The 21,147-nt window shown below is 35.8% G+C and carries 19 protein-coding genes; 4 read left to right on the top strand and 15 right to left on the bottom strand.

Annotated features, from left to right (window positions below; translation table 11 throughout):
- Positions 1-30: 30 nt before the first annotated feature.
- From CHSO_RS11990 to era, 3 genes are all read right to left on the bottom strand, one after another.
- Positions 31-2,433: an alpha/beta hydrolase family protein gene (locus tag CHSO_RS11990; RefSeq protein WP_084220973.1), complete on the bottom strand. Its 2,403-nt coding sequence runs from the start codon at positions 2,431-2,433 to the stop codon at positions 31-33.
- Positions 2,434-2,584: 151 nt separating this feature from the next.
- Positions 2,585-3,013, bottom strand: a complete 429-nt coding sequence (locus CHSO_RS11985) for a DoxX family protein (protein WP_045496199.1) — start codon at positions 3,011-3,013, stop codon at positions 2,585-2,587.
- Between the two features lie 67 nt (positions 3,014-3,080).
- Positions 3,081-3,956 carry a GTPase Era gene (gene era, locus CHSO_RS11980; protein ID WP_045496198.1) on the bottom strand — a complete coding sequence of 292 codons (876 nt, stop codon included), beginning with the start codon at positions 3,954-3,956 and terminating at the stop codon, positions 3,081-3,083.
- A gap of 422 nt (positions 3,957-4,378) precedes the next feature.
- Between era and CHSO_RS11975 the strand changes: the two genes are divergently transcribed.
- Together CHSO_RS11975 and CHSO_RS11970 are read left to right on the top strand one after the other, a co-directional pair.
- The gene (locus CHSO_RS11975; RefSeq protein ID WP_045496197.1) at positions 4,379-4,942 is read left to right on the top strand and encodes a Crp/Fnr family transcriptional regulator; all 564 of its coding nucleotides are present in this window, start codon (positions 4,379-4,381) and stop codon (positions 4,940-4,942) included.
- Between the two features lie 357 nt (positions 4,943-5,299).
- Complete coding sequence (locus tag CHSO_RS11970) at positions 5,300-5,632, top strand: DMT family transporter (protein WP_045496196.1); 333 nt, start codon at positions 5,300-5,302, stop codon at positions 5,630-5,632.
- A 66-nt stretch (positions 5,633-5,698) separates the two neighbouring features.
- On the opposite strand, the gene CHSO_RS11965 is transcribed toward CHSO_RS11970, so the two are convergent.
- The 6 genes from CHSO_RS11965 to CHSO_RS11940 form a co-directional block, all read right to left on the bottom strand.
- Positions 5,699-6,466 (bottom strand): class I SAM-dependent methyltransferase, encoded by a 768-nt coding sequence (locus CHSO_RS11965; protein WP_045496194.1) that lies wholly within the window; start codon positions 6,464-6,466, stop codon positions 5,699-5,701.
- On the bottom strand, positions 6,466-7,275 hold the full coding sequence (gene map, locus CHSO_RS11960) for a type I methionyl aminopeptidase (protein ID WP_045496192.1): 810 nt from the start codon (positions 7,273-7,275) through the stop codon (positions 6,466-6,468). Before map ends, CHSO_RS11965 begins: the two co-directional genes overlap by 1 nt.
- An 86-nt stretch (positions 7,276-7,361) precedes the next feature.
- Positions 7,362-7,793 (bottom strand): BT0820 family HAD-type phosphatase, encoded by a 432-nt coding sequence (locus CHSO_RS11955; protein WP_045496190.1) that lies wholly within the window; start codon positions 7,791-7,793, stop codon positions 7,362-7,364.
- Positions 7,794-7,892: 99 nt separating this feature from the next.
- Complete coding sequence (locus CHSO_RS11950; protein WP_045496188.1) at positions 7,893-8,870, bottom strand: acyl-ACP desaturase; 978 nt, start codon at positions 8,868-8,870, stop codon at positions 7,893-7,895.
- Positions 8,871-9,020: 150 nt separating this feature from the next.
- Positions 9,021-10,562 (bottom strand): 2,3-bisphosphoglycerate-independent phosphoglycerate mutase, encoded by a 1,542-nt coding sequence (gene gpmI, locus CHSO_RS11945; protein WP_045496186.1) that lies wholly within the window; start codon positions 10,560-10,562, stop codon positions 9,021-9,023.
- Positions 10,563-10,762: 200 nt separating this feature from the next.
- On the bottom strand, positions 10,763-11,992 hold the full coding sequence (locus CHSO_RS11940; RefSeq protein WP_084220972.1) for a DUF2268 domain-containing putative Zn-dependent protease: 1,230 nt from the start codon (positions 11,990-11,992) through the stop codon (positions 10,763-10,765).
- 154 nt (positions 11,993-12,146) lie between these two features.
- Here CHSO_RS11940 and CHSO_RS11935 point away from each other — a divergent pair, with 154 nt between their 5' ends.
- Positions 12,147-12,470, top strand: coding sequence for a translation initiation factor (locus CHSO_RS11935; RefSeq protein WP_045496184.1), 324 nt, complete (start codon positions 12,147-12,149; stop codon positions 12,468-12,470).
- Between the two features lie 2 nt (positions 12,471-12,472).
- Here the strand turns inward: CHSO_RS11935 and CHSO_RS11930 are convergent, their stop codons facing one another.
- From CHSO_RS11930 to CHSO_RS11905, 6 genes are all read right to left on the bottom strand, one after another.
- Positions 12,473-13,372 carry a leucine-rich repeat domain-containing protein gene (locus tag CHSO_RS11930; RefSeq protein ID WP_045502381.1) on the bottom strand — a complete coding sequence of 300 codons (900 nt, stop codon included), beginning with the start codon at positions 13,370-13,372 and terminating at the stop codon, positions 12,473-12,475.
- Between the two features lie 142 nt (positions 13,373-13,514).
- On the bottom strand, positions 13,515-15,671 hold the full coding sequence (locus tag CHSO_RS11925) for an alkaline phosphatase PhoX (protein ID WP_045496182.1): 2,157 nt from the start codon (positions 15,669-15,671) through the stop codon (positions 13,515-13,517).
- A gap of 221 nt (positions 15,672-15,892) precedes the next feature.
- On the bottom strand, positions 15,893-17,485 hold the full coding sequence (locus tag CHSO_RS11920) for an MFS transporter (protein WP_084220971.1): 1,593 nt from the start codon (positions 17,483-17,485) through the stop codon (positions 15,893-15,895).
- Positions 17,485-18,531 carry an HlyD family secretion protein gene (locus CHSO_RS11915; RefSeq protein WP_045496178.1) on the bottom strand — a complete coding sequence of 349 codons (1,047 nt, stop codon included), beginning with the start codon at positions 18,529-18,531 and terminating at the stop codon, positions 17,485-17,487. Before CHSO_RS11915 ends, CHSO_RS11920 begins: the two co-directional genes overlap by 1 nt.
- Positions 18,532-18,542: 11 nt before the next feature.
- Entirely contained in the window at positions 18,543-19,871 is a 1,329-nt protein-coding gene (locus CHSO_RS11910; protein WP_045496176.1) for a TolC family protein, read from the bottom strand.
- A gap of 9 nt (positions 19,872-19,880) precedes the next feature.
- Complete coding sequence (locus CHSO_RS11905; protein ID WP_045496174.1) at positions 19,881-20,117, bottom strand: hypothetical protein; 237 nt, start codon at positions 20,115-20,117, stop codon at positions 19,881-19,883.
- A 91-nt stretch (positions 20,118-20,208) separates the two neighbouring features.
- Here CHSO_RS11905 and CHSO_RS11900 point away from each other — a divergent pair, with 91 nt between their 5' ends.
- The gene (locus tag CHSO_RS11900; RefSeq protein ID WP_045496172.1) at positions 20,209-20,997 is read left to right on the top strand and encodes an AraC family transcriptional regulator; all 789 of its coding nucleotides are present in this window, start codon (positions 20,209-20,211) and stop codon (positions 20,995-20,997) included.
- The last annotated feature ends 150 nt before the right edge of the window (positions 20,998-21,147 follow it).

Raw genomic sequence — 21,147 nt, 5'->3', positions numbered from 1 at the left:
GCTGTCCCATTTCTGAGACAGCCTTTTCTATTATTTTTTCAGACATTTTTCAAGGAACTGATCCTGTTCCCATAAAACGTGGAATATATTCTCTTTCGCCTGGTATCCGTGGGATTCTTTTGGAAGAAGAACCATTCTTACCGGTGCCCCAAGGTTTTTCAATGCCTGGAAATATCTTTCTGTCTGCAAAGTGAAAGTTCCCGGGTTATTATCTGCATCACCGTGGATCAGAAGCAATGGTGTTTTCATTTTGTCTGCATTCATAAACGGAGACATGGTGTTATAGATCTCCGGAACATCCCAATAGTTTCTTTGCTCACTCTGGAATCCAAATGGTGTCAACGTTCTGTTATAAGCACCACTTCTTGCAATACCACAAGCAAAAAGCTTGGAATGTGTCAATAAATTAGCCGTCATAAATGCTCCATAGGAGTGACCACCTACAGCTACTTTCTTTTTATCGATATATCCTAATTGGTCTACCGCATTGATAGCTGCATCCGCATCAGCTACCAATTGAGTAATAAAAGTATCATTTGGCTCTGTTTTTCCTTCTCCGATAATTGGGAATGCTGCATTATCTAAAACAGCGTATCCTTTAGTTACCCAGTATACGAAAGATCCGTAATAAGGAAAAGTAAAGTCATTATCGTTTTGCGTACTCTGCCCTGCTGTATTCTTATCTTTATATTCTCTTGGATAAGCCCAAATCAATAAAGGTAATTTTTCTTTCTTAGCCTTTCTATCGTAATTTGCTGGTAAGTAAAGAGTTCCCGTCAATGTAACGCCATCATTTCTTTTGTAGGTAATGACTTCTTTATAAACATCTTTGATGCTTTCAAATGGATTTGCAAAATGAGTTACTGCTTCGGCCTTATTGGATTTAATATTCTTTTTGTAGAAGTTGGGATATTGGCTTGAAGATTCCTGCGTTGTTAAAATCTCTCCTTTTGAAGGATTTATAATATCTACAATGCTTTCTTTCGCTCCTTTAAGATTAGATGTATATATTCTTTTCTTCTTTAAAGACTGAACATCCATCTCATCAATAAACGGATGCTGTCCATCTTTTGTAAACCCATCTCCTATCAGATAAGCTTTACCCCCTTTTAAATCAACAACAGATCTGCCATATTGGTTTTTTACTGTATTAAATTCCCCCGGATCACTGTAAACATCCTGAGAGTTTCTATCATCAATAACTTTTGAGTTACCATTGTTAAGATCAACCAGGAATGTTTTGGTATTTCTTGTATCATACCATTCTTCAGAAACTAATGCATAATGATCATTCGTCCAGTCTACATCCTCGAATCTCTGTTTGATTTTAAAAAATGATTTAGGAGCTGCAGTAAACGGAGCTTCCCATGTGAAGATTTCATCTCTGTATTCTGCCGTTTTGTATTGGTCTCCTCCGTCAAGAGCTTCTGTAAAGACTAATGTTGCGGGAACATCGCTTCTCCATGACATCTCTCTCTTTCCTGTTCTTACCGATGAAAAACCTTTAGGCATAATTTCATTAAGAGGAATTTCATTCACCACTTTTACCGTATTTCCTTTCATATCATATACGGTTGTAGCCATAGGGAATCTACTCAAAGGAACAATATAAGAGAATGGTTTTTTAATGACTGAAGATAACAGGTAATTTCCATCAGGAGAAAAACTTAATCCTGTATACATATCCTGGTTCATTACCTTTTTAAGATTTCCGTTCAGATCTACATTAAATACCTCTGAAGTTACCAATGTTTCAAAGTTCTTCTCATCCTGTGGGTTCTTCAAAAGATCCTGATAGGTTCTGTTCTGGGAAACTTTTCCATCTGCTGTGGAAACAATTGGCCCTGTAGGAAGATCCTTTCCTGAATCAATTAAAGCAGGTCTGTTTTGAGGCAGCGTTCGGATTAATAAGCTTTGGGAATCATTATACCAAAGATATGGCGTTCCTAAATTGGCATTCAGGATGTCTTGTGTAATTTTTTTAGCTGTAGCCGTTTCCATATCTACAATCCACAACTCTACTCCTTTATTGGTTGTATTGGTAAAAGTTAGTTTCTTTTCGTCCGGTGAAAACTGAACGTAAGCAATTTTAGCACCCACAGGCAGATTTTTCACCTGAACCTCGTTTTTATCGCTGAACTTTCTTATTTTAAGGTTGTTGAAATACGTGGTAGTACTTGCAATATTCGTAACCGGATTGATTCTTAAACCACCCAGTTTCATTTCCTGCTGGTTAAGATCATCCAGTGTTTTATAGGTTGAACGGTAAGTAAAAACCACCCAATCTTTTTTGTTGTTCATTAAAACAGCCGGTGGTCTTTCATAATCTGCCAGTTTCAGGATTTCGGCAGAAGGTTTTTGATAAGTAATATTCTCCTGTGCATCATAAAAATTGAGAAACGCCAGAAGGCAGATTGTCAGTTTTATCTTCATATAGATTCATTTTCTACGAATGTAGTGATTTTTGAGAGAAATAAGTGCAAAATTTCATCTAAAATCCCCAATAACAAAGACATTATTAAAAATAACTCCAACAAAAAAGAGCATCAATTGATGCTCTTTTTATTATATGTTGTATACGTTTTTACCAGTCTGATGTTCGTTTTCTCCTTTCAATCAAATGATCTACGGAAACCTTTCCGGCCCCGATAATCATCAGAAGAAGATATACGGAAAGATAAATAAGGCTCATTTCTCTTTTTTCAAAAGGATCAGACCCATGAACTACAAATCCTGCAATAACCATTGTAAAGATCAGAAAGCCTAAGGAAACCCTTGTAAAAAGTCCTAATATGAGTAGAATTGAACAAACAAATTCAGCAAGTACCGTAAGAACTAGGGTAATTTGTGGCCCCATTCCCAAAAAATCAAAAAATTCAATTTTACCGCCTGCCAATAACATTTGGAGTTTTGGGTATCCATGAGAAAGCATTGCAAAGCCAACAAATACTCTCACTGCTAATAAAATAATATCTTTTGGTATAGAGCTCGAATTTGAATTATTATAGTTCATTTACTAAAAAATTTAGACTAAGGTAATAAAAATCTTTTAATACAACGGACTTTACAGCATTTTTAGTCTATCTGTAACCGAAATTTTTAAGGTCTCTGTCATTCTTTCTCCAGTCTTTTTTCACTTTCACAAATAAATTTAAGTGAATTTTCTTGGAAAAGAACTTCTCAAGGTCTAATCTTGCTTCTGTACCTACCTTTTTGATTGCTTCTCCTTTGTGTCCGATAATAATTCCTTTTTGGGTATCTCTTTCTACATAAATAATAGAATCAATGAAAATAATTCCTTCTTTTTCTTTGAACTGCTCAGTCACAACCTCTACAGAATATGGAATTTCTTTATCATAGTTCAAAAGGATTTTTTCACGAATAGCCTCATTCACGAAAAATCTTTCAGGTTTATCTGTATACTGATCCTTATCGTAATAAGGTGGGCTTTCAGGCAATAAAGATTTTAATTTAGGTAAAATAACTTCCGTATTGAAGGCGTTCAAGGCAGAAATTGGAAGGATTTCCGCTTTTGGAATCCTATTATGCCAAGTTTCTACCAATGTTTCAAGACCTGCCTGATCAGTCTGATCTACTTTGTTTAATAATAAAAGTACAGGAACAGGGATTTTATTTAATTTATCAATTAAGAACTCTGAAGGCTCAGCTTTGTCCGTTACATCAACAATAAACAGAAATACATCGGCATCCTGAAGAGAATCCTTTACAAAATCCATCATCTTTTCCTGCAATCCGTACTTAGGATCCAATACTCCCGGAGTATCAGAAAATACGATCTGAAGGTCTTCTTCATTATAAATACCAAAAATTCTGTGACGGGTTGTCTGGGCTTTCTGCGTTACAATCGCCAGCTTCTCACCCATTAATTGGTTAAGAAGTGTTGATTTTCCGGCATTGGGCTTTCCAACTATGTTTACAAATCCAGCTTTGTGCATAAAAATAATATTACGAACTGCAAAGTTAGTAAAACAAAATTGGTCTTTACGGTTAATCTCAATATTTAAAAGAAAAAAAGCGAGTTATTTGTCTTTGGAGTACATTTCAAAAGATTTTTGAAGAGATTCTAGCACTCGTCTTTTAAACTTATCTATTTTAACCACAAAGTCACAAAAGCTTTTACCCCCTAAGTTCACTTTTAAAAATTTAAAATGACACTGCAAGAAAAAACACTTAAGTTTTGAAAATCATAGATTTTCATGGGTTTGCAAGAAAATATCAAAATTTAATATGATCCTCCTTTAATGGAGTTACACATGGATAAGCAGCTCTTTATATTCCTTTATCACAAAAAACCATAAAATAATTTTGTATTGCATTGCCTAAAACTGATATTTTTGAATATTAGAATTCATCTTTTATGAATATAGACCAGATTCTTGACCAAATTTATATCCTTCCGGAAGCATCCAAAAATAGCTTAAAAACATATATCACAGAAGTTTCACATCCAAAGGGATATTGTCTGATGGAAGCAGACAAGGTTATTCCTTTTGTTTATTTTATCCGTAAAGGAATTGCCCGTGCCTATTCGTCTACTTCGGATAATGATATTACATTTTGGTTCGGAAGTGAAGGGCAGTGTGTACTTTCTATGAAAAGTTACGTGGAAAACAAACCCGGCTATGAAAGTATAGAGCTGCTTGAAGACTGTGATCTGTACATCCTGGAAACTGAGAATTTAAGAAGACTCTTTAATGAGGATATTCATATTGCCAATTGGGGAAGAAAGCTTGCGGAAGCAGAGATGATAAAATCTGAAGAACTGATTATTTCAAGACAATTCAAAACTTCTCTGGAGCGCTACAAGGATATTATTCAATATCAACCTGATTTGCTTAAAAGAGTTCAGCTTGGTCATATTGCCTCCTACCTTGGCATTACCCAGGTGAGTTTGAGCAGGATACGGGCGGAGATTAAATGATAGTGTGTTTTATGGATGGGAGCTGGAAGATGGAAGTACTATTCTACTTAACGACTAAACTCCAGCATCTATAAAATATTTTTAAGTTTTGGCTAAAGCCAATGGAATAAACATTTATTTTGAAAGCGGACTAAAGTCCGCTCCTATTGATACTACAGGGTATATCATATTAGTATTGATGATTATTTATTGAAAGAAAAGTAAATAGATGACAGCTTTATATTCATTGATAAAAATAACAGAAAATCCGGTTCGGACTGCCACAACTTCCCTCTTCCTTACTAAAACTCATTTTTTAACAATTGTAAAATTTTTTCTCCTTTCAAATGCTGAAATTTGCAGTAGAAAAATTTAACAATGAATTGGATCATATTAGTTATCGCTGGATTATTTGAGGTTGCCTTCGCATCATGTTTAGGAAAGGCAAAAGAAACATCAGGAACTGAGATGTATTTGTGGTATACAGGTTTCCTGATAACCATGACGATCAGTATGCTTCTTCTGATCAAAGCTACTCAGACGTTGCCTATTGGAACGGCATATGCGGTATGGACAGGAATTGGAGCTGTAGGAACAGCTTTAATGGGAATTATCTTCTTTAAAGATCCTGTAAGCTTTTGGAGAGTTTTCTTTATTGTAACTCTTATTGGTTCTGTTGTAGGATTAAAAGCAGTGTCTTCATCACACTAACCATTGCATAAACATCTATCAATACTTTAAAATGAAAACCGTCTTCAAATTTTGAAGACGGTTTTTCTATTTTTTATAGACTACAGGTAAGATTTCATTGCTTCTTAGCCCATATTTCTTGATTTCTTCTTCGGAAAATTTCTGCGAATAAAAATTAGGCTCTACTTCAAAACCTTCTTTTCTTAAACGGTCAAAATAATCCATTCCGTACCAGCGAACATGATCGTACTGGCCAAAATGTTTCTGGCGCTCTTTCGGATCTTTGATGGTAAAATCTTCATAGGTTTTTTCCAGTGAATTTTTCATCGGAACCTGAAGAATTCCCCATCCGCCAGGCTTCATCACCCTGTACAGTTCACTCATTGCTTTTGCATCGTCTTCAATATGTTCCAGCACGTGGTTACAGAAAACGATATCAAAGCTGTCATTCTCGAAAGGTAAATCAAGAATATCAGCCTTCACATCCACAATGGGAGAATAGAGATCTGCAGAAATATAATTCAGATTGCTCATTCTTTTGAATTTTCTTAAAAATTCCTGTTCAGGAGCAATATGCAGTACTTTATAATTTTTAATGAAAAAATCGGTTTCGTTCTGAAGATACAGCCACATCTGACGGTGTCTTTCCAGACTTAAAGTCCCTGGGGAAAGGGCATTTTCTCTTTGTTTTCCATAGCCGTAAGGCAGGAACTTCCGGTAGGATCTTCCATCAATAGGATCATAAAACTGATCTCCTTTGAAAAACTGATAAATAAGCGGTCTGGCCCAGATGCTCATCTTAATAAGCATTGGACGTGGAATTTTATTCAGTAAAAGCTTAGTTATCTTCTTCATTAAAAATCCAGTTGGAAAGGCTTTTCTTCGTCACTTACAATCCCTAAAGCTTCATACACATAATCGAATGTAGAAAGCAATACCGGCTTACCATTGATTACTGCTACATCATGCTCAAAGTGAGCAGATGGCAGGTTATCTAAAGTAGTTACCGTCCAACCATCATTATGGAATTTTACTTTTTCAGTTCCAAGGTTAATCATTGGCTCAATAGCAATTGCTAAACCGTCTTTGATTACTTTACCACTTCCCTGTTTTCCATAGTTAGGAACTTGTGGATCTTCGTGCATTTGTCTTCCCAAACCGTGTCCTACAAGCTCTCTTACCACTCCATATCCTTCTTTTTCACAATGTGCCTGGATAGCATGAGAGATATCTCCAATTCTTTTTCCTCTGATACATTGCTCAATTCCTTTATAAAGGGATTCTTTAGCAACTTTCAATAGCTTTTTAACTTCCGGTTTTACTTCACCAATTTCAAAGGTATAAGCGTGATCTCCTACAAATCCGTTCAAAATAACTCCACAGTCTACAGAAAGAACGTCTCCTTCTTTTACGACTTCATTATTCGGGAAACCATGAACTACCTGCTCATTTGGAGAAATACACAGAGAGTTAGGGAAACCTCCATATCCTAAAAAAGCAGGTTCAGCACCGTGATCTTTAATAAAATCATGTGCTAATTTATCTAAATATAAAGTCGTAATTCCCGGCTTAATTTCTTTTGCCAACATTCCCAATGTTTTAGAAACTAATCGGGCGCTCTCCTTCATCAGACGCAGTTCGTCTATTGTTTTTAATTGAATCATTGTATTAATTTACCAATGTATTAATATATCAGTGTAATACCATCAATTGAGAGATGAGTACACTGTTAAATTGTTATATTTTTATTTTACCAGAAAAGTCCTTTTTTCTTTTCTTTTTTAAGCTTTGAATAGGCCAAAACTTCTCCTCCTTCTACACGGAATTCTATTCTTTCCTGAATAATATTGTAGATTTCACCCCATCCAGGGAATCCACCGATATTTCTGTCATCAATGAACCAGTCTGCATCTAATTTTCTGGATTGATTTTCTGAATCAAAAACTTCGCCTTCGAAACTTGAGTTCACTGCATAAAATTCAATTCCATTTTTTTTACAGAATTCTACTGCTTCCTCTAACGTTTTTCCGTGTCTATATGTCCAAAGAATAAGCCTGTATCCTTCTGCCTGAAGTCTTTTCAGGGTCTCGAAAGCAAAGATCTTTGCCTTCCCGATTCCCGGATAAGCATCATCAACAATAGTCCCGTCAAAGTCAACAGCAATCTTTTTATTATTTAACATTTTGTTCTTTTTTTAGCTTTGCAAAGATAAGAAATAAAAAAGAGTGCCAAAAAGAAAGGCACTCAATACTTTTATAATTTAAAATAATAATATAGGCTATTAGCTCTTAACCCAGCTAAACTGGAACTGAAGATCCGGAGTAGAAACTCTGTCTGTGATCTTCTGTAGTCTTGCAGGAAGCTTCATCAGATATTCCTGAGCTTTTTCTGCTTTTTCTGTAAGGCCTTTTACGTGTTCAATCTTCCATTCATCCAACAGGTCTTTCATAATATTGATATAATCCTGACCTGTATACACCATACATCTTTGTGCAGCATCTGAGAAATGCCCCCAAAGTTCACCTGCCTTCTGTCCTGACTGTCTCATTAAGTGAGCAGGCATTACGATTTTCTTACGCATCATATCTTCGAATGCAAGAATCATTTCTGATGGATCTATTTCAAGAATTTTAGCTACGAAATGTTTATATGCTTTTGCGTGTCTTGCTTCATCAGCTGCAATTACACCACACATTTTAGCTAATTTTCCGTTTCCGGATTGTTTGGCCAATGTTCCTACTCTTCTGTGGGAAATATTGGTTGCCGTTTCCTGGAAACTTGTGTAAATAAAGTTTCTGTATGGATCCATACTTGTTCCCAAGTCAAATCCATCACTAATAAGATATTGAGTAGTGATTTCCACTTCTCTCATATTTACTCTACCACACAGATAAAGGTATTTGTTTAATAAATCTCCGTGTCTGTTTTCTTCTGCTGTCCAGGATCTCACCCAGTTAGCCCAGCCTACTTTTTCTTCCTGATTAATTCCATCAACTCCCATTAACCAAGACTCATAGGAAGGAAGAGCTTCTTCTGTGATACAGTCTCCGATCAGAGTTACGAAAAGATCATAAGGCATTTCACGGGCAAAAGTCTGAATTTCTTCAAGATCATGTTTAAATTCTTCGCTTGAAGGATCTGGTAGGTAATCTGAGGGCTGCCAAATTTTTTCAATTGGCGTTAAAAATTTATCAAGAAAAGAACCTACTTCCTTTTCCAATATTCCCATTACTTCTTTCCTAACAAGCTTTTGATACATTTTACTATTCAGTTTTTAATTAGCAAAGATAAGACTTATTTATTATTTAACGCATAATAAAGTATGCAACTCATACCTTATCTGACATAAATCATAAAAGAATGTTGATATATAGTTATAACGACATTCTTTTAACAATATTATTGAATTTTAGTTAACTAAAATATCTCCTGTCATTGCATTTGGTATTTCAACGCCCATTACTTTCAGGATTGTAGGGGCTACATCGCCCAGTTTTCCTGGTTTTAAGTTCCATGTATGGTCTTTATCCATCACAATAAAAGGAACTAAATTGGTTGAGTGCTGAGTATTAGGTGTTCCATCAGGATTCAGCATTACATCTGAGTTTCCGTGATCTGCAAGAATGAACACTGTATATCCGTTTTCGTAAGCAGCAGTGGCTACTTTTTCAATACATGCATCTACTGTTTCAGCAGCTTTTACAGCAGCTTCAAAAACACCTGTGTGCCCTACCATATCCGTATTGGCGAAGTTCAGACATACAAAATCAGCAGTTCCTTGCTCTAGCTCCGGTACAATAGCATTGGTGATATCATAAGCTGACATTTCAGGCTTTAAATCGTAAGTAGGAACGTCTTTTGGACTTGGACATAAAAGTCTTTTTTCTCCATTAAACTCTTCCTCCCTTCCTCCTGAGAAGAAAAAGGTAACGTGTGGATATTTTTCAGTTTCAGCAATTCTGATCTGAGTTTTTCCATTCTTCTCCAACACTTCTCCCATGGTTTCTGTTAAAACATTTTCATCAAAAACAACTTGAACATTCTGGAATGTTTTGTCATAATTGGTTAATGTAATATAGTTAAGGTTAAGTTTCTTCATAGAATATTCAGGAAAATCTTTCTGGGAAAGAACTTCTGTAATTTCTCTACCTCTGTCTGTACGGAAGTTGAAACAGATCACCACATCATTCTCAATAATTTTTGCCACCGGCAGCACGTTTCCTGTAGCCGTTGTATTCACTAAAATGATTGGCTTAAGGAATTCATCAGTTATATTATTATCATATGAATCTTTAATGGCATCCAAGGCATTTGTAGTTTCGAATCCAACTCCTTCTACAAGAGCATCGTAAGCTAATTTTACACGCTCCCATCTTTTATCTCTGTCCATGGCGTAGTATCTTCCTACCACAGTAGCCAGTTTTCCGGTGGTTGCTTCCATATGATTCTGAAGCTCTTCAATAAACCCTAATCCGGAATGCGGATCGCAGTCTCTTCCGTCTGTGAATGCATGTACAAAGACATTTTCATTCAAACCGAATTCTTTAGCAGCCGTTAATAATCCTTTCAGGTGATTGATATGTGAGTGTACTCCTCCATTGGACACCAATCCGATGAAATGTATTTTTTTATTTTCTTTTTTAGCATAATCAAAAGCATCCTGGATTACTTTTTCCTGCCCAAGAGTACCGTTTTCAACAGCCATATTCAATTTTACCAGGTTCTGGTAAACCACTCTTCCGGCTCCAAGGTTCATGTGACCTACTTCAGAGTTTCCCATCTGTCCGGCAGGAAGACCTACCGCTAAACCGCTTGCTTCAAGGGTTGTGTGTGGAAATTTTTGGTAACAGCTATCTATAAATGGTGTATTTGCTTTGTCTATGGCAGAAACGTCCGGGTTTGTTCCCAATCCCCATCCGTCAAGAATTGCTAATATTGCTTTTTTTGACATTTTGTAAAACTTTAGTTATACAAATTTATCGAATTTCCTATGAATAGAAGAATTTGGAGTTCTGAATTTTATGTATTCAGGGTAAAAAGAAAAAATCTGTGTCCTCTTCAAAATCTTTGAGCTCTATTATTCTTGCAGATCTTGTTGATTTCGCAGATTTTAAAATGGATGATTATAGATTTCAACTCCTGGCTTCAACTCTAATTTTTAAACCAGCTATTAATCTTATAAGTAAACTTTTTTGATTTTACATTTTCTATTTTAATGTTCTGCCCTTTTTCCACTCCTTTTACATCGGCTTCCTGATCCCAGTTTCCTTTGGTAAACTTCAATTGTGCCGGCACATAAATTTTTAAAGTAAGGGTTCTTTCAAAATCACTTTTCTTTTCCATTTTAACTGAAGATGCACTCCAGCTTCCCAGTTCCTTCTGATTTCCCGCGATATAAACCTCATCATTTTTATCGGGAACATTTACTACCAATGTTACTGTTGAAGGTTCACCTGAGAATTCCTGGAAAAAATCATCATATTTTAAATTCTTTTCTTTTGCATATGCCTGGATATAAGAATCCAGAAAGCCACTGTCTTTTAAAAATAAAAATGGGTCTTCAATATTTAAAATATCATGTACGGCTTTATGTTTATCGGTCTGTTTATTGAAATAGGCTTCACATATTTTGTATCCGATCCAATATCCTAAATCATTGGGCCTGTCGTCTTTTTTGGAGGTCCAGTAAAACCAATCTCTTAAATCGTCACTTTTATATCTTGTTACAAATTCTTTGTATAATTTGTCTGAATTTGCTTCACCATACTGAAACGCTTTTACATTCATGGGCTCTCCGGAAACAAATTCTCCGATAAAATCAGCTCCGCCTTCTGTTAAAGCTTGTTTTAATAAAGTTTCTCCGCCTTTATTATTTTGCTGAAAATGGATCATTTCATGGACAATTAGAGGTACTACTCCATCCAGATTTTTAAACAGTTCTGTTCCGATTGAAATTCCCTCATTGGAAGAATTCCCGCCTGTATTCATTCTGCCGTACACGAAATAGACGGTTGAGAATTTAGCTTTTGGATACCAATATTTTAATGCGCTGTAACTTGCTTTTAGCTTTTTATCTTTTGCCCCAATATCATCTAATACATGTCTGGTTTTAAGATATTCCTCTTTATTCTTTTTCACTGTTGCATACAGAGAATCTGCATTAATGATTCGATTCCTGATAAAACTTTTCACTCCCGGCGAACCATTTTCTATGTATTCTACAAAAGGATTGGCAGTGGAGGTTTCCATTTTATCAAAGGCTTTCCAGAAGTTTTGAGCATCTTTTGTTTCTAAAACCGCGTTTAGAGGATCTTCTGTAAATTGAGCCTCTATCGTTCCGAAAGCCAACAAAGAAAGCATTATAAGATAATTGGTTTTCATTTTAGTTTTTAAGGTTAACGGTCAAAAACATAAAATATTACATTGAGTTTAGATCTCTCTTTCCTTTCTAAACTAAAAATATTTCTCTAATATGGTTTTATAATTTCAGGCTTATTTCCTCTATAAATCCATAAATCTTTTTTAATTTTGCTGCATGGACTTACGTGATCAATTGAAGAATCTTTTTCCTGAACATGAAGAGCAGGATTTTGAGATGCCTGAAGAAGAATTCAAGCAGAAAGAGCCATTGGTATGCAAATTTGAGAAGAAAGGAAGAAACGGTAAACCTGTAACCATTGTTGAAGGTTGGGAAGGCAATGAAGAGGATCTGAAAAAAATCTCAAAGAAAATAAAAACCACCTTAGGAATAGGCGGTTCTGAAAAGGACGGAACGATTATCATTCAGGGAGACAACCGTGATAAAATAATGGCTATCCTTAAAGATATGGGTTATAAAACTAAACGAGTTGGCGGATAGGTCTAGAAATAGACCTGGGTCTCCGGCAGTAAGGTTTTTAATTTTTCAATTTTAGATTTTTCTATAGGATTTCCTACAAGAATGAGGGTTTTCAGATTTTTCAGCTGACTGATTTCTACAGGAATATCCTTCAGATTATTATTGGCAAGGTTCATACTGACAATGCTCTTTAATCCTTTTATTCCGGGTGAAATCTCTGTGATATTATTGTCACTTATATTCAGAAATTCAAGTTCCTGAGCTTTAAAAAGATTTTCCGGAAGCCTGATAATTGCATTCTGCTGTAATTCAAGATATTTTATTTTTTTGGGAAATGACAGATTCCCCATGTCATTGATCTGATTATTGGCCAGATTTAAAAATTTCAGATTCTTGATCTGATACAGTCGGTCAGTAATAAAACTGATTTGGTTTCCCTGTAAATTTATTTCTTCTAAAGCTGGAATTTCCATTAGAGCTTCGGGAAAGGCATTAAGATTATTGGCATCAAAATGAACTGCTTTAAGATTTTGGAGCTGTGCAACATTCGGATTGATGCTTGTCAGGCTGTTCAGGTTCATGGAAAGCGTAGTCAGTTTTTTTAATTGACTGATTTCATCGGGAATGTATTTGATACTATTTTCGTTCACATTCAAAAATTCAAGTTCTTTTAGCTTAAATAGCTCCTGATCCATTTTCTCGAACTTATTCGCCATTATATTTAAAAAGAACAGGGAATCCAGTTTTACAATCTGAGGAGGAAGGTTGAACAATCCTTTTTCTCTGAAGCTCATACTGTAAACAGCCTTTTTACTGTTCAAAGCGTCTTCAATATTGGTAAAAGTGGGATATTTAACAGGATCAATCTGAGCGTTAACCTGTGAAAGTGATAAAATGCTAATAAGTAAGAAAAACTTTTTCATATAAAGATGTTTATCGTTTTTAAAGGTCATATGCAATTGCATGCTCTTAATCTATGCTTGTGTTTACCAATCATAGCGATTTTATAAACAGAAAATGTCTGCCGACAACAAAGGTTATCGACAGACAGGAATTATAAATAATTTATTTCTTTAAAAGTTTTACAGTTTTCTGGAATCCTCCTTCTGCTTCAATATTCAGAATTAAAACACGAGATCCTTCCAATTGCTGTGTAAAGTCAAGGTCTAAAGCCTTATTAGTTCCATTGAATTTCTTGATATAAACAATCTTTCCGTCTACACTGTAAGCAGTTACCGAAATATCCTTCAATCCTTTTGGTGAATTGATCTTCACAATTCCTGAAGTAGGATTTGGTGCTACCGTTACGGTATTTTCAGCAGCTACATTTTCAATAGTACCCAAAGATCCTTGTGTTCCCAGGTTTCCTTTTAGTGCGATTACAACAGTAGCCGATTTCCCTCTATAGTCAATAGTATTTCCTGTAGCGTCAACATCAGTAGAGATGGTAGCATCCGGATGCTGAATAGAGAAGAAACCAAATTTATGATCAGGTGTGAAAGTTAACCCTGTAGGTTCAGATCCTGCCGGCATAGAAGCAAACAGTCTTACTTTCGGATTAGCCTGTGTATGATCCGGAGCAATTACCCAGATATAGTTTTTACCACCATCCTGAAGAACCCACAGATTTCCAAGTTCGTCAAAGGTAAGGTTATCATTTCCATCGCCCCAAGCTTCAGATTTTGTTCCCTGTGTTGTTTCGAAAGAATATATAGAATTAGCACCTCCAACGAATGTTTCTACCTGAGAAGCGGTTGTTCCATTATCCTGTAAACGGTAAACTTTATCCAATCCTTTTGCCGTAAAATAAATCTTCCCATCCAAAGGACTGATATCTACGTCTTCTACTCCATTAAATCTGGTTCCTAAAGCCTGAGCAAGTGATGCTGTACTGTTCTGATCGGCCTTAGTTTTATTAGGTACCTGAACCCATGTTGCTGTAGTTCCTGCCGGATCTCCTGCTGCTGTTAATCCCTGATCTAATTTTAATACATAAAGGTTTCCAGAAGAAAGGTCATTGGGCGTATCCATCACATATTTATATACCATATGAGTTCCTCCATCTTCTCCATAATAGGCAACCGTTCCCGCATTATTGATAACCACATTTTCATGGTTCATGATTCCCATCTGCCAAAGTTTCCCTTTAGAACCGTCAGCATTCTTAGAAATAACCTGAGCTGTTGCAGGATCAATTTCTACAAGCCATCCGTAATCTTTGTATCCATCTCCGTTTACATCATTAGCAGTTACAGATTCTTCTGCTGTTACTACAGTTCCCCAAGGGGTAATTCCTCCTGAACAGTTTCTGATAGTCTGCACCAAACTTGGGTCTGAAAAATTTACGGCTCTTGATCTTGTTAACTGCCAAAGTTTTGTAGAAGAATTATAATTAACCTCAGCCATAGTAACCCCTCCCGGATTGGTTTCGTGGTTTACTGAAAGGTAGCCATTTGTACTGCTTCCTGATTTGCCCACATAAGCTGTAAAATCGTTCTGGCCACCTACCATACCTCCGCCTTCGGTATAGTTATCCCCTTCTTTTAAAACAAGCTGATACTTGTGCTCTCCGGGAATAATAAGTTTATTGGTTTGTGCTGTAGGAACAATAGACGTAAAACAGCTGATATGTGTTCCGTTACAGGTAATAGGTGTAGTGTTAACTTTTGTCTTAAGATAGGCATCAATTCTAAGATCTGAACTGCCAACACTTCTATTATGTAATTCAACAGAAATTCTGTTAACTCCATTGATGAATTTTGATTTTGGAATAGAGAAAATATTATATACATTCTCTGCAGCACCATCAACCGTTGTACTTGATAAAGTATTGAATGCAATAGCACCTGCAGGCATATTATCTCTTACTACTTCCTCACCGTTAAGATAAACTACAATACCATCATCTCTCATTACACCAAGCTCCATATTATCGGAAAGTGTTGAAAGGTTTACGGTAAAATCTTTAGCAAAATATGCTGTAATCAGTCCTGTTGCCCCAGAATGAATGGTAGTGGTTACAGGATCACCATATCCTAATGGTCCATTACCCACAGGCCAGGAAGAAATGTCATAGTTTTGTGTTTTCCAAACATCAGGTTGTGCCTGATCAAGGTCCTTGTAACTCCAGGATGTTCCTTTGTCAAAAATAGTGGTTTGTGCCTGAATGGTAGACCCGGCAAGCAGGGCTAACGCTCCAATTGTTAGTAGTTTTTTCTTCATTTTTAAGTTTGATTTATTAGACCTTGCAAAACTATTTTTTAAAGACCATCATTCTGTTAATAGGATTTTAAATATAGATGGAAGAATATTAATTAATTTAGAACCTAATGTTAAGAGGATTAAGTTTTTGTTAATAGTTGAACATGAGGACGCAGGATATGGTCTTAGGAATCCGAATTAAATGATTCCCATGACTCATTAATGATAGGTCATAATAATTCTTAGTACGGAATGCTACTTTTTCTTAATTTTAAAATGACATTTTGAATCTGAGGGGTAAGGAGTAAAATAACAATTACGAAAATTACACCTATCAACATCAAATCATAATAATCCCGGGTACCACGAGCCAATATTTGGTGGCTTATCATCTGATTAAAATATCCCGCTGATCCTGTTTTTGATGTATACATATCACTGCCTGCATTCATATATTGATTTTGAATATCCAATAAAGTAACCGGCAATTGCTGGTTAGTCTCCGTTATTGTTTCCCGAAACTTTTCCCTTACAGCTGATTTTGTAAACAATTGAAGTTCATTACTAAATGCCAAACTGGTTACAAATCCGGTAAACCTAGCAAATATTCCAACAAGAGAGGCATGTACAGCAATTTTAGGAGGTGCTGATGATGCGGTAAATGAAACAATTGGAACAAATAAAACACCTGTTGCCACTCCATAAATAAACATAGGTAGGATGAAATCTATTGTTTCGCCCTGTACAGAGACCAATAATATCATATAGGCATAGTATGTCGCCATAATCCCAAAACCAACAATAATGAGCCTTATCAGGTTAAAACCAATCAGTACAAATCGAGAAGTAACAAACATACTTAGAATGGTTCCAAAGATCACAGCAGTCCATATTGGAATAGTACTGAGTGGATGATTACTTAAAATCACTTCAAGATAGCCGTAAGCCAGTCCGGTACTTCCTTTGAAAAGGTAGAATGTGAAAAGGAGTAAAAGACCCACCACAAAATTCTTTGTTTTAAAAATCTGCAGGTTGATTAATGGCCGCTTAACTTTTAGCTCTCTGACTATAAAAAGCAGGAGAATTGCAAGATTACTTAAACCAAGAGTAAGTATTAACCGGCTATCAAACCACCCTAGCTGCCTTCCATATACAAAGACATATCCTAATATTAAAATAAAAGATACATACAAGAGATAGCCTATCCAATCCACCTGATACAATGGTAACTTTTTGGTAAATCTTGCTTTGCCATTCATTGTAAGCAATACAACACCTGTCAGGATGACAAGTATGATATTGAATCCGTAAAATAGCCAGTTAAAATCGAAAAAATGGATGACTATACTGGTATAGATGGAATAAAACGGTACTGCGATTTGTATGCTTCCGTAAAGAAGACTGTAAGCAATCACCCGAGCACGTACAGACTGTAATCTTGGAAAAATAAGCTGCAACACGATACCGGACATCAGTGCGCAGGTAATACCCTGCAAAAACTGACAAATAGTAAACAGGGGCCAATCTTTGAATTGAAAACAGATAACGGAGCATATTGCATTAATGGCCAGTGCTATCAGCAAATATTTTCTGACTGCAAAATACTTTACAATACGGAAGTCCAGTGCCAGGAAAGCTACGGTTGAGCCATACATAACGACCATGCCATATTGTACATCGGTAGATGGTATACCGTAAAATCCCATGGCTGCAGCCGGGCTGCTGTAAAAAGCGAAACTAAACAGGCAGGTCATCAGAATGGCAAATATTACGGATCTTGCCATCCATTCGGAGACCCATGATTTGAAAACCGGTATTTTATGTGTCTGCATCATCAGTCTTTTAAAACATAAACATTTGCATTCATTCCGGCAGAAAGTTTTCCTAATCTATCAGGTGTATCTGTGAGTTTAATTCTAACAGGAATACGTTGAATGATTTTAACAAAATTACCGGTAGCATTATCGGGAGGAAGTAATGAGTAGCGGGAACCTGTGGTTGGCGAAAGCGATTCAATAATACCATTAAATTTTTTATCCGGAAAAGCATCAACTTCTATGGATACTGATTGCCCGATTCTGAAGTTTTCAATTTGTGTTTCTTTAAAATTGGCCATCACCCATTTTTCTTCGGCTATATTGACCAAAAATGCTAATGTTTGACCCGGTTGTATCAATTGACCTTCTTGAATGCTTTTTTTACCAATTTGTCCGTCAAAAGGGGCTGTAATGACAGTATATCTGATATCCAGTTCCTGTCTCTGAAGAAGAGCTTCTTTTATTTTTATTTCTGCCGCTATTGCGTTACGCTGTGCTCTGAAATCATTTAATTTGGATTTAGCCACCTGCAAAGAAGTTTTCGCTTGGTCATAGTCAGCCTGCGTGATAAACAATGATGTACTGACATTATCAAATTTTTGTTGTGTAACAGATTCATCTGCCAGCAGATTTTTATAACGGTCAAATTCTCTTTGCTGCAGGTTCAATCTTGCTTTTGCCCCTGCTAATTGTGCCTTTATAACTTCAATACTTTTAATCTGAGTTTCTTCGTTCGAAGCCAGAACAGGAATTTTAGCATGTGAACTCATCAGTTCAGCTGATGCGGCATTTCTTTTTAAGCCATACTCGTCAAGTTCAATAACCACAAGGGTATCTCCTTTTTTAACCTGCTGATTATCTTTGTAATAAATTTTATGGATATACCCGCCAACTTTTGCATTTATTGGTGACAAATATGCATCAACCTGAGCGTCATTGGTCTGCTCATAGCGATATCCTTTCAGGAAAAATGCAGCTCCCCAAATAATTATCCCGACAAATAATGCGATTCCCAACCATTGGGTTAGCTTTACTATAATTTTATCTGTTTTATTTTTATTCATAATTTTTTACATTAAAGAATTCCTACGATTGTCAATAATCTGATATGGGTGAGCTTTACGTTCGCCTGCGCTGTTGTTACATTAAACTTTGCTTCCAATAAAGCATTTTCAGCTTCCAAAAGGTCAGTCAGAAGAGATTCCTGATTGAGATAACTGCTTCTGATAACCCGAACCGTTTCTGTTGTTTTTGTAATATTTTTCATAGCTGTTTCTACGTTTTCCAAAGCCTGTTGTTCCTGTAAATAAGCTTCTTTTACCTGAAGCAAAATTTCATTCTTTTTAATGTCAGCTTTTTCTTTTGCCTTGCTATTGGTAATTTGGGCGTGAGCTACTGAATGCTTGCTTTTATATAAGTTATCAAGAGAAAACTGTACTTTAACTCCTGTTTGTCCAAATCCCCATAAATCATTCGAGTATGGATAAAAGGAAATCTGCGGATAGGTATAGTTGTAATTTGAAAACAGTGAAACCTTAGGCAATAATGCAGCCTTAATCTGTTTGATATTAAGTTCACTCCATTTAATGTCGCTATCAGCCATCTTATAATCAGGTGATGTATTAAGAGCCACATCTATATAATCATTGTAACCGATATTTGTGAAGGTATCTGATTCAACAGACTCTTTATAATCAATAGCCACCTCAGCATCATTTTCATATCCCATCAGAATACTGATACGTTGTTTAGCAATTTCAATCTTCTTTTTAATATCAGAAAAATTCAGTTCTAATTGTGACAATTTTACTGAAGTCCTCAGCACATCACTTTTTAGTACAATACCGTTTCTGTGCAGACTTTCTATGAGTGTTAACTGTTTTTTTTCCGTTTCAATTTCTGCATCCAGAAGATCATAAAAATGCAGGAACTTATATAAATCGAAATAAGCAGCCGCAACATTATATTTCACATTGTACTTTTGCAGATCAAATTCATATTTTTTCCGCATCTCTTCTTCCTTTTTCATTAGAATATTTCTCCGGTCTTTACCTCCATTAAAAAGGTTAAAATTTAAGTTGTATCCTACTCCGTAACCATAGTCTTTTACAGGCACATCCTGTGGGGAGGAGAAAAGGCCATTGTCATAAATAAGAAATTTAGAATTGAGCTTTATCTCTCCGCCTACCGAAAGCTCAGGAAGCAAACGATCCTTTGCTTCAAGTACTTCCAGCTTGCTTTGCTGAAGATTTAAATCTGACAGTTTTAACTGACGATTGTTCGCTTCTGTAATTTTCCATATTTCTTCCAGACTTAATGCCTGGACATTTCCTGTGTTCTGGGCATTAAGAGATTGCGCCAGCAGCAGTATGCTCAGAATTGAGATGGTTCTAAATTGTTTCATCGGCTTTCCTTATAATAATTGCTTTGCACCTTTCTTTTTAGCAGCTAACCAATTCTTAAAAATCTTCATCAATTCTTCCAGGGCAAAGGTTATATCTATCATTGGCATAAAAGGACTTGAATAAGTACAAGCTAGTCTGTAGATATTCACCGCATCAGTTTCTGCTGCTGAATGCTGTAATTGATTATCACAATGTTCATCTTTTATTTCAGTCTCTTTACGAGATCTTACTATGTATTGTTTCATAATGCTATGTTGTTATTTACACAGCAAAATTATCCAACATGTAAAATCATCTTTTTATATAATTAGCCTAATATTTGTTATATTTGGCCAAATGGAAATTCTTAATCAATTAATCAATATTATTGATCAAAATCCTGATTCAATTTTGGTAATGCGGCAGCAGATTGAGCAGCGTTTACCTTCACATCAGCATGATAAAGCTCAGCTGCTGTTGGTTTATGGCGGAATTGCTTACCTGCAAACAGGTGAAAAGGACTTTTATATTCCGTCTAATCATTATATATGGATTCCCAAAAATTACTCTCACAATCTGATGTTTAATACACAGGATCTGTATATGATTAATATCTATTTCCCGGGAGAAGAAACAGATGGCTTTTATGATGAATTAGGAATTTATCCGGTGAGTAAACTTTTATCAGAAATGCTTTCTTTCAGCGAAAAATGGCAGGGAGATTATGAAAAAGATACATGGGAGTTTGAGTTTTTATCAACGCTTAAGAAGATGCTGTCAAAAGAAAATCTTAAAAAATTTTCAATTCAACTTCCTACAACAGAAGATCAGAGGCTTAATGCCATTACCGATCATCTTAGAAGTAGGTTAAATGAAAGTCTTACATTGGAAGACATTGCAAAATTATCGGGAATGAGTGTGAGAAGTTTAACAAGATTGTTTCAAACAAAGCTGCATATCACTTTTATTCAATATTTAAAAATGCTGAGAATTATTCGGGCTATGGAATTAATAAAAGATACTGATTTGAGTATGACGGAAATAGCATACGAAATTGGTTATTCAAACCTATCCGCATTCAGCAATAATTTTCAGCAACTCACCCATATGAGGCCTACAGATTTTAAGACAATATCAAAAGCCTAGAAACTACCATTCTTATGGTAACGAAATTGTGCCGGAAACAGATTTACCTCTATGGTTAATACAACACTTTGGTACATACCTTGAGTACGAAAAGCGGGCATCTGTACTCCGTTATCCCGAATAACAAATCCCCGCCAATTAATCTTGTAT

This window comes from Chryseobacterium sp. StRB126 (assembly GCF_000829375.1).
Taxonomy (GTDB): Bacteria; Bacteroidota; Bacteroidia; order Flavobacteriales; family Weeksellaceae; genus Chryseobacterium.
The sequence above is the reverse complement of the archived record's forward strand: the minus strand, read 5'-3'. Positions and strand labels throughout refer to the sequence as shown.

Bases quoted from the DNA above. Each gene is read 5' to 3' on its own strand.
- CHSO_RS11950 (WP_045496188.1), bottom strand. From the start codon at position 8,870: ATGTATCAAAAGCTTGTTAGGAAAGAAGTAATGGGAATATTGGAAAAG.
- CHSO_RS11910 (WP_045496176.1), bottom strand. From the start codon at position 19,871: ATGAAACAATTTAGAACCATCTCAATTCTGAGCATACTGCTGCTGGCG.
- CHSO_RS11905 (WP_045496174.1), bottom strand. From the start codon at position 20,117: ATGAAACAATACATAGTAAGATCTCGTAAAGAGACTGAAATAAAAGAT.
- CHSO_RS11930 (WP_045502381.1), bottom strand. From the start codon at position 13,372: ATGAAAAAGTTTTTCTTACTTATTAGCATTTTATCACTTTCACAGGTT.
- map (WP_045496192.1), bottom strand. From the start codon at position 7,275: ATGATTCAATTAAAAACAATAGACGAACTGCGTCTGATGAAGGAGAGC.
- CHSO_RS11955 (WP_045496190.1), bottom strand. From the start codon at position 7,793: ATGTTAAATAATAAAAAGATTGCTGTTGACTTTGACGGGACTATTGTT.
- CHSO_RS11935 (WP_045496184.1), top strand. From the start codon at position 12,147: ATGGACTTACGTGATCAATTGAAGAATCTTTTTCCTGAACATGAAGAG.
- CHSO_RS11970 (WP_045496196.1), top strand. From the start codon at position 5,300: ATGAATTGGATCATATTAGTTATCGCTGGATTATTTGAGGTTGCCTTC.
- CHSO_RS11915 (WP_045496178.1), bottom strand. From the start codon at position 18,531: ATGAATAAAAATAAAACAGATAAAATTATAGTAAAGCTAACCCAATGG.
- CHSO_RS11925 (WP_045496182.1), bottom strand. From the start codon at position 15,671: ATGAAGAAAAAACTACTAACAATTGGAGCGTTAGCCCTGCTTGCCGGG.
- gpmI (WP_045496186.1), bottom strand. From the start codon at position 10,562: ATGTCAAAAAAAGCAATATTAGCAATTCTTGACGGATGGGGATTGGGA.
- CHSO_RS11975 (WP_045496197.1), top strand. From the start codon at position 4,379: ATGAATATAGACCAGATTCTTGACCAAATTTATATCCTTCCGGAAGCA.
- CHSO_RS11940 (WP_084220972.1), bottom strand. From the start codon at position 11,992: ATGAAAACCAATTATCTTATAATGCTTTCTTTGTTGGCTTTCGGAACG.
- era (WP_045496198.1), bottom strand. From the start codon at position 3,956: ATGCACAAAGCTGGATTTGTAAACATAGTTGGAAAGCCCAATGCCGGA.
- CHSO_RS11990 (WP_084220973.1), bottom strand. From the start codon at position 2,433: ATGAAGATAAAACTGACAATCTGCCTTCTGGCGTTTCTCAATTTTTAT.
- CHSO_RS11965 (WP_045496194.1), bottom strand. From the start codon at position 6,466: ATGAAGAAGATAACTAAGCTTTTACTGAATAAAATTCCACGTCCAATG.
- CHSO_RS11920 (WP_084220971.1), bottom strand. From the start codon at position 17,485: ATGATGCAGACACATAAAATACCGGTTTTCAAATCATGGGTCTCCGAA.
- CHSO_RS11900 (WP_045496172.1), top strand. From the start codon at position 20,209: ATGGAAATTCTTAATCAATTAATCAATATTATTGATCAAAATCCTGAT.
- CHSO_RS11985 (WP_045496199.1), bottom strand. From the start codon at position 3,013: ATGAACTATAATAATTCAAATTCGAGCTCTATACCAAAAGATATTATT.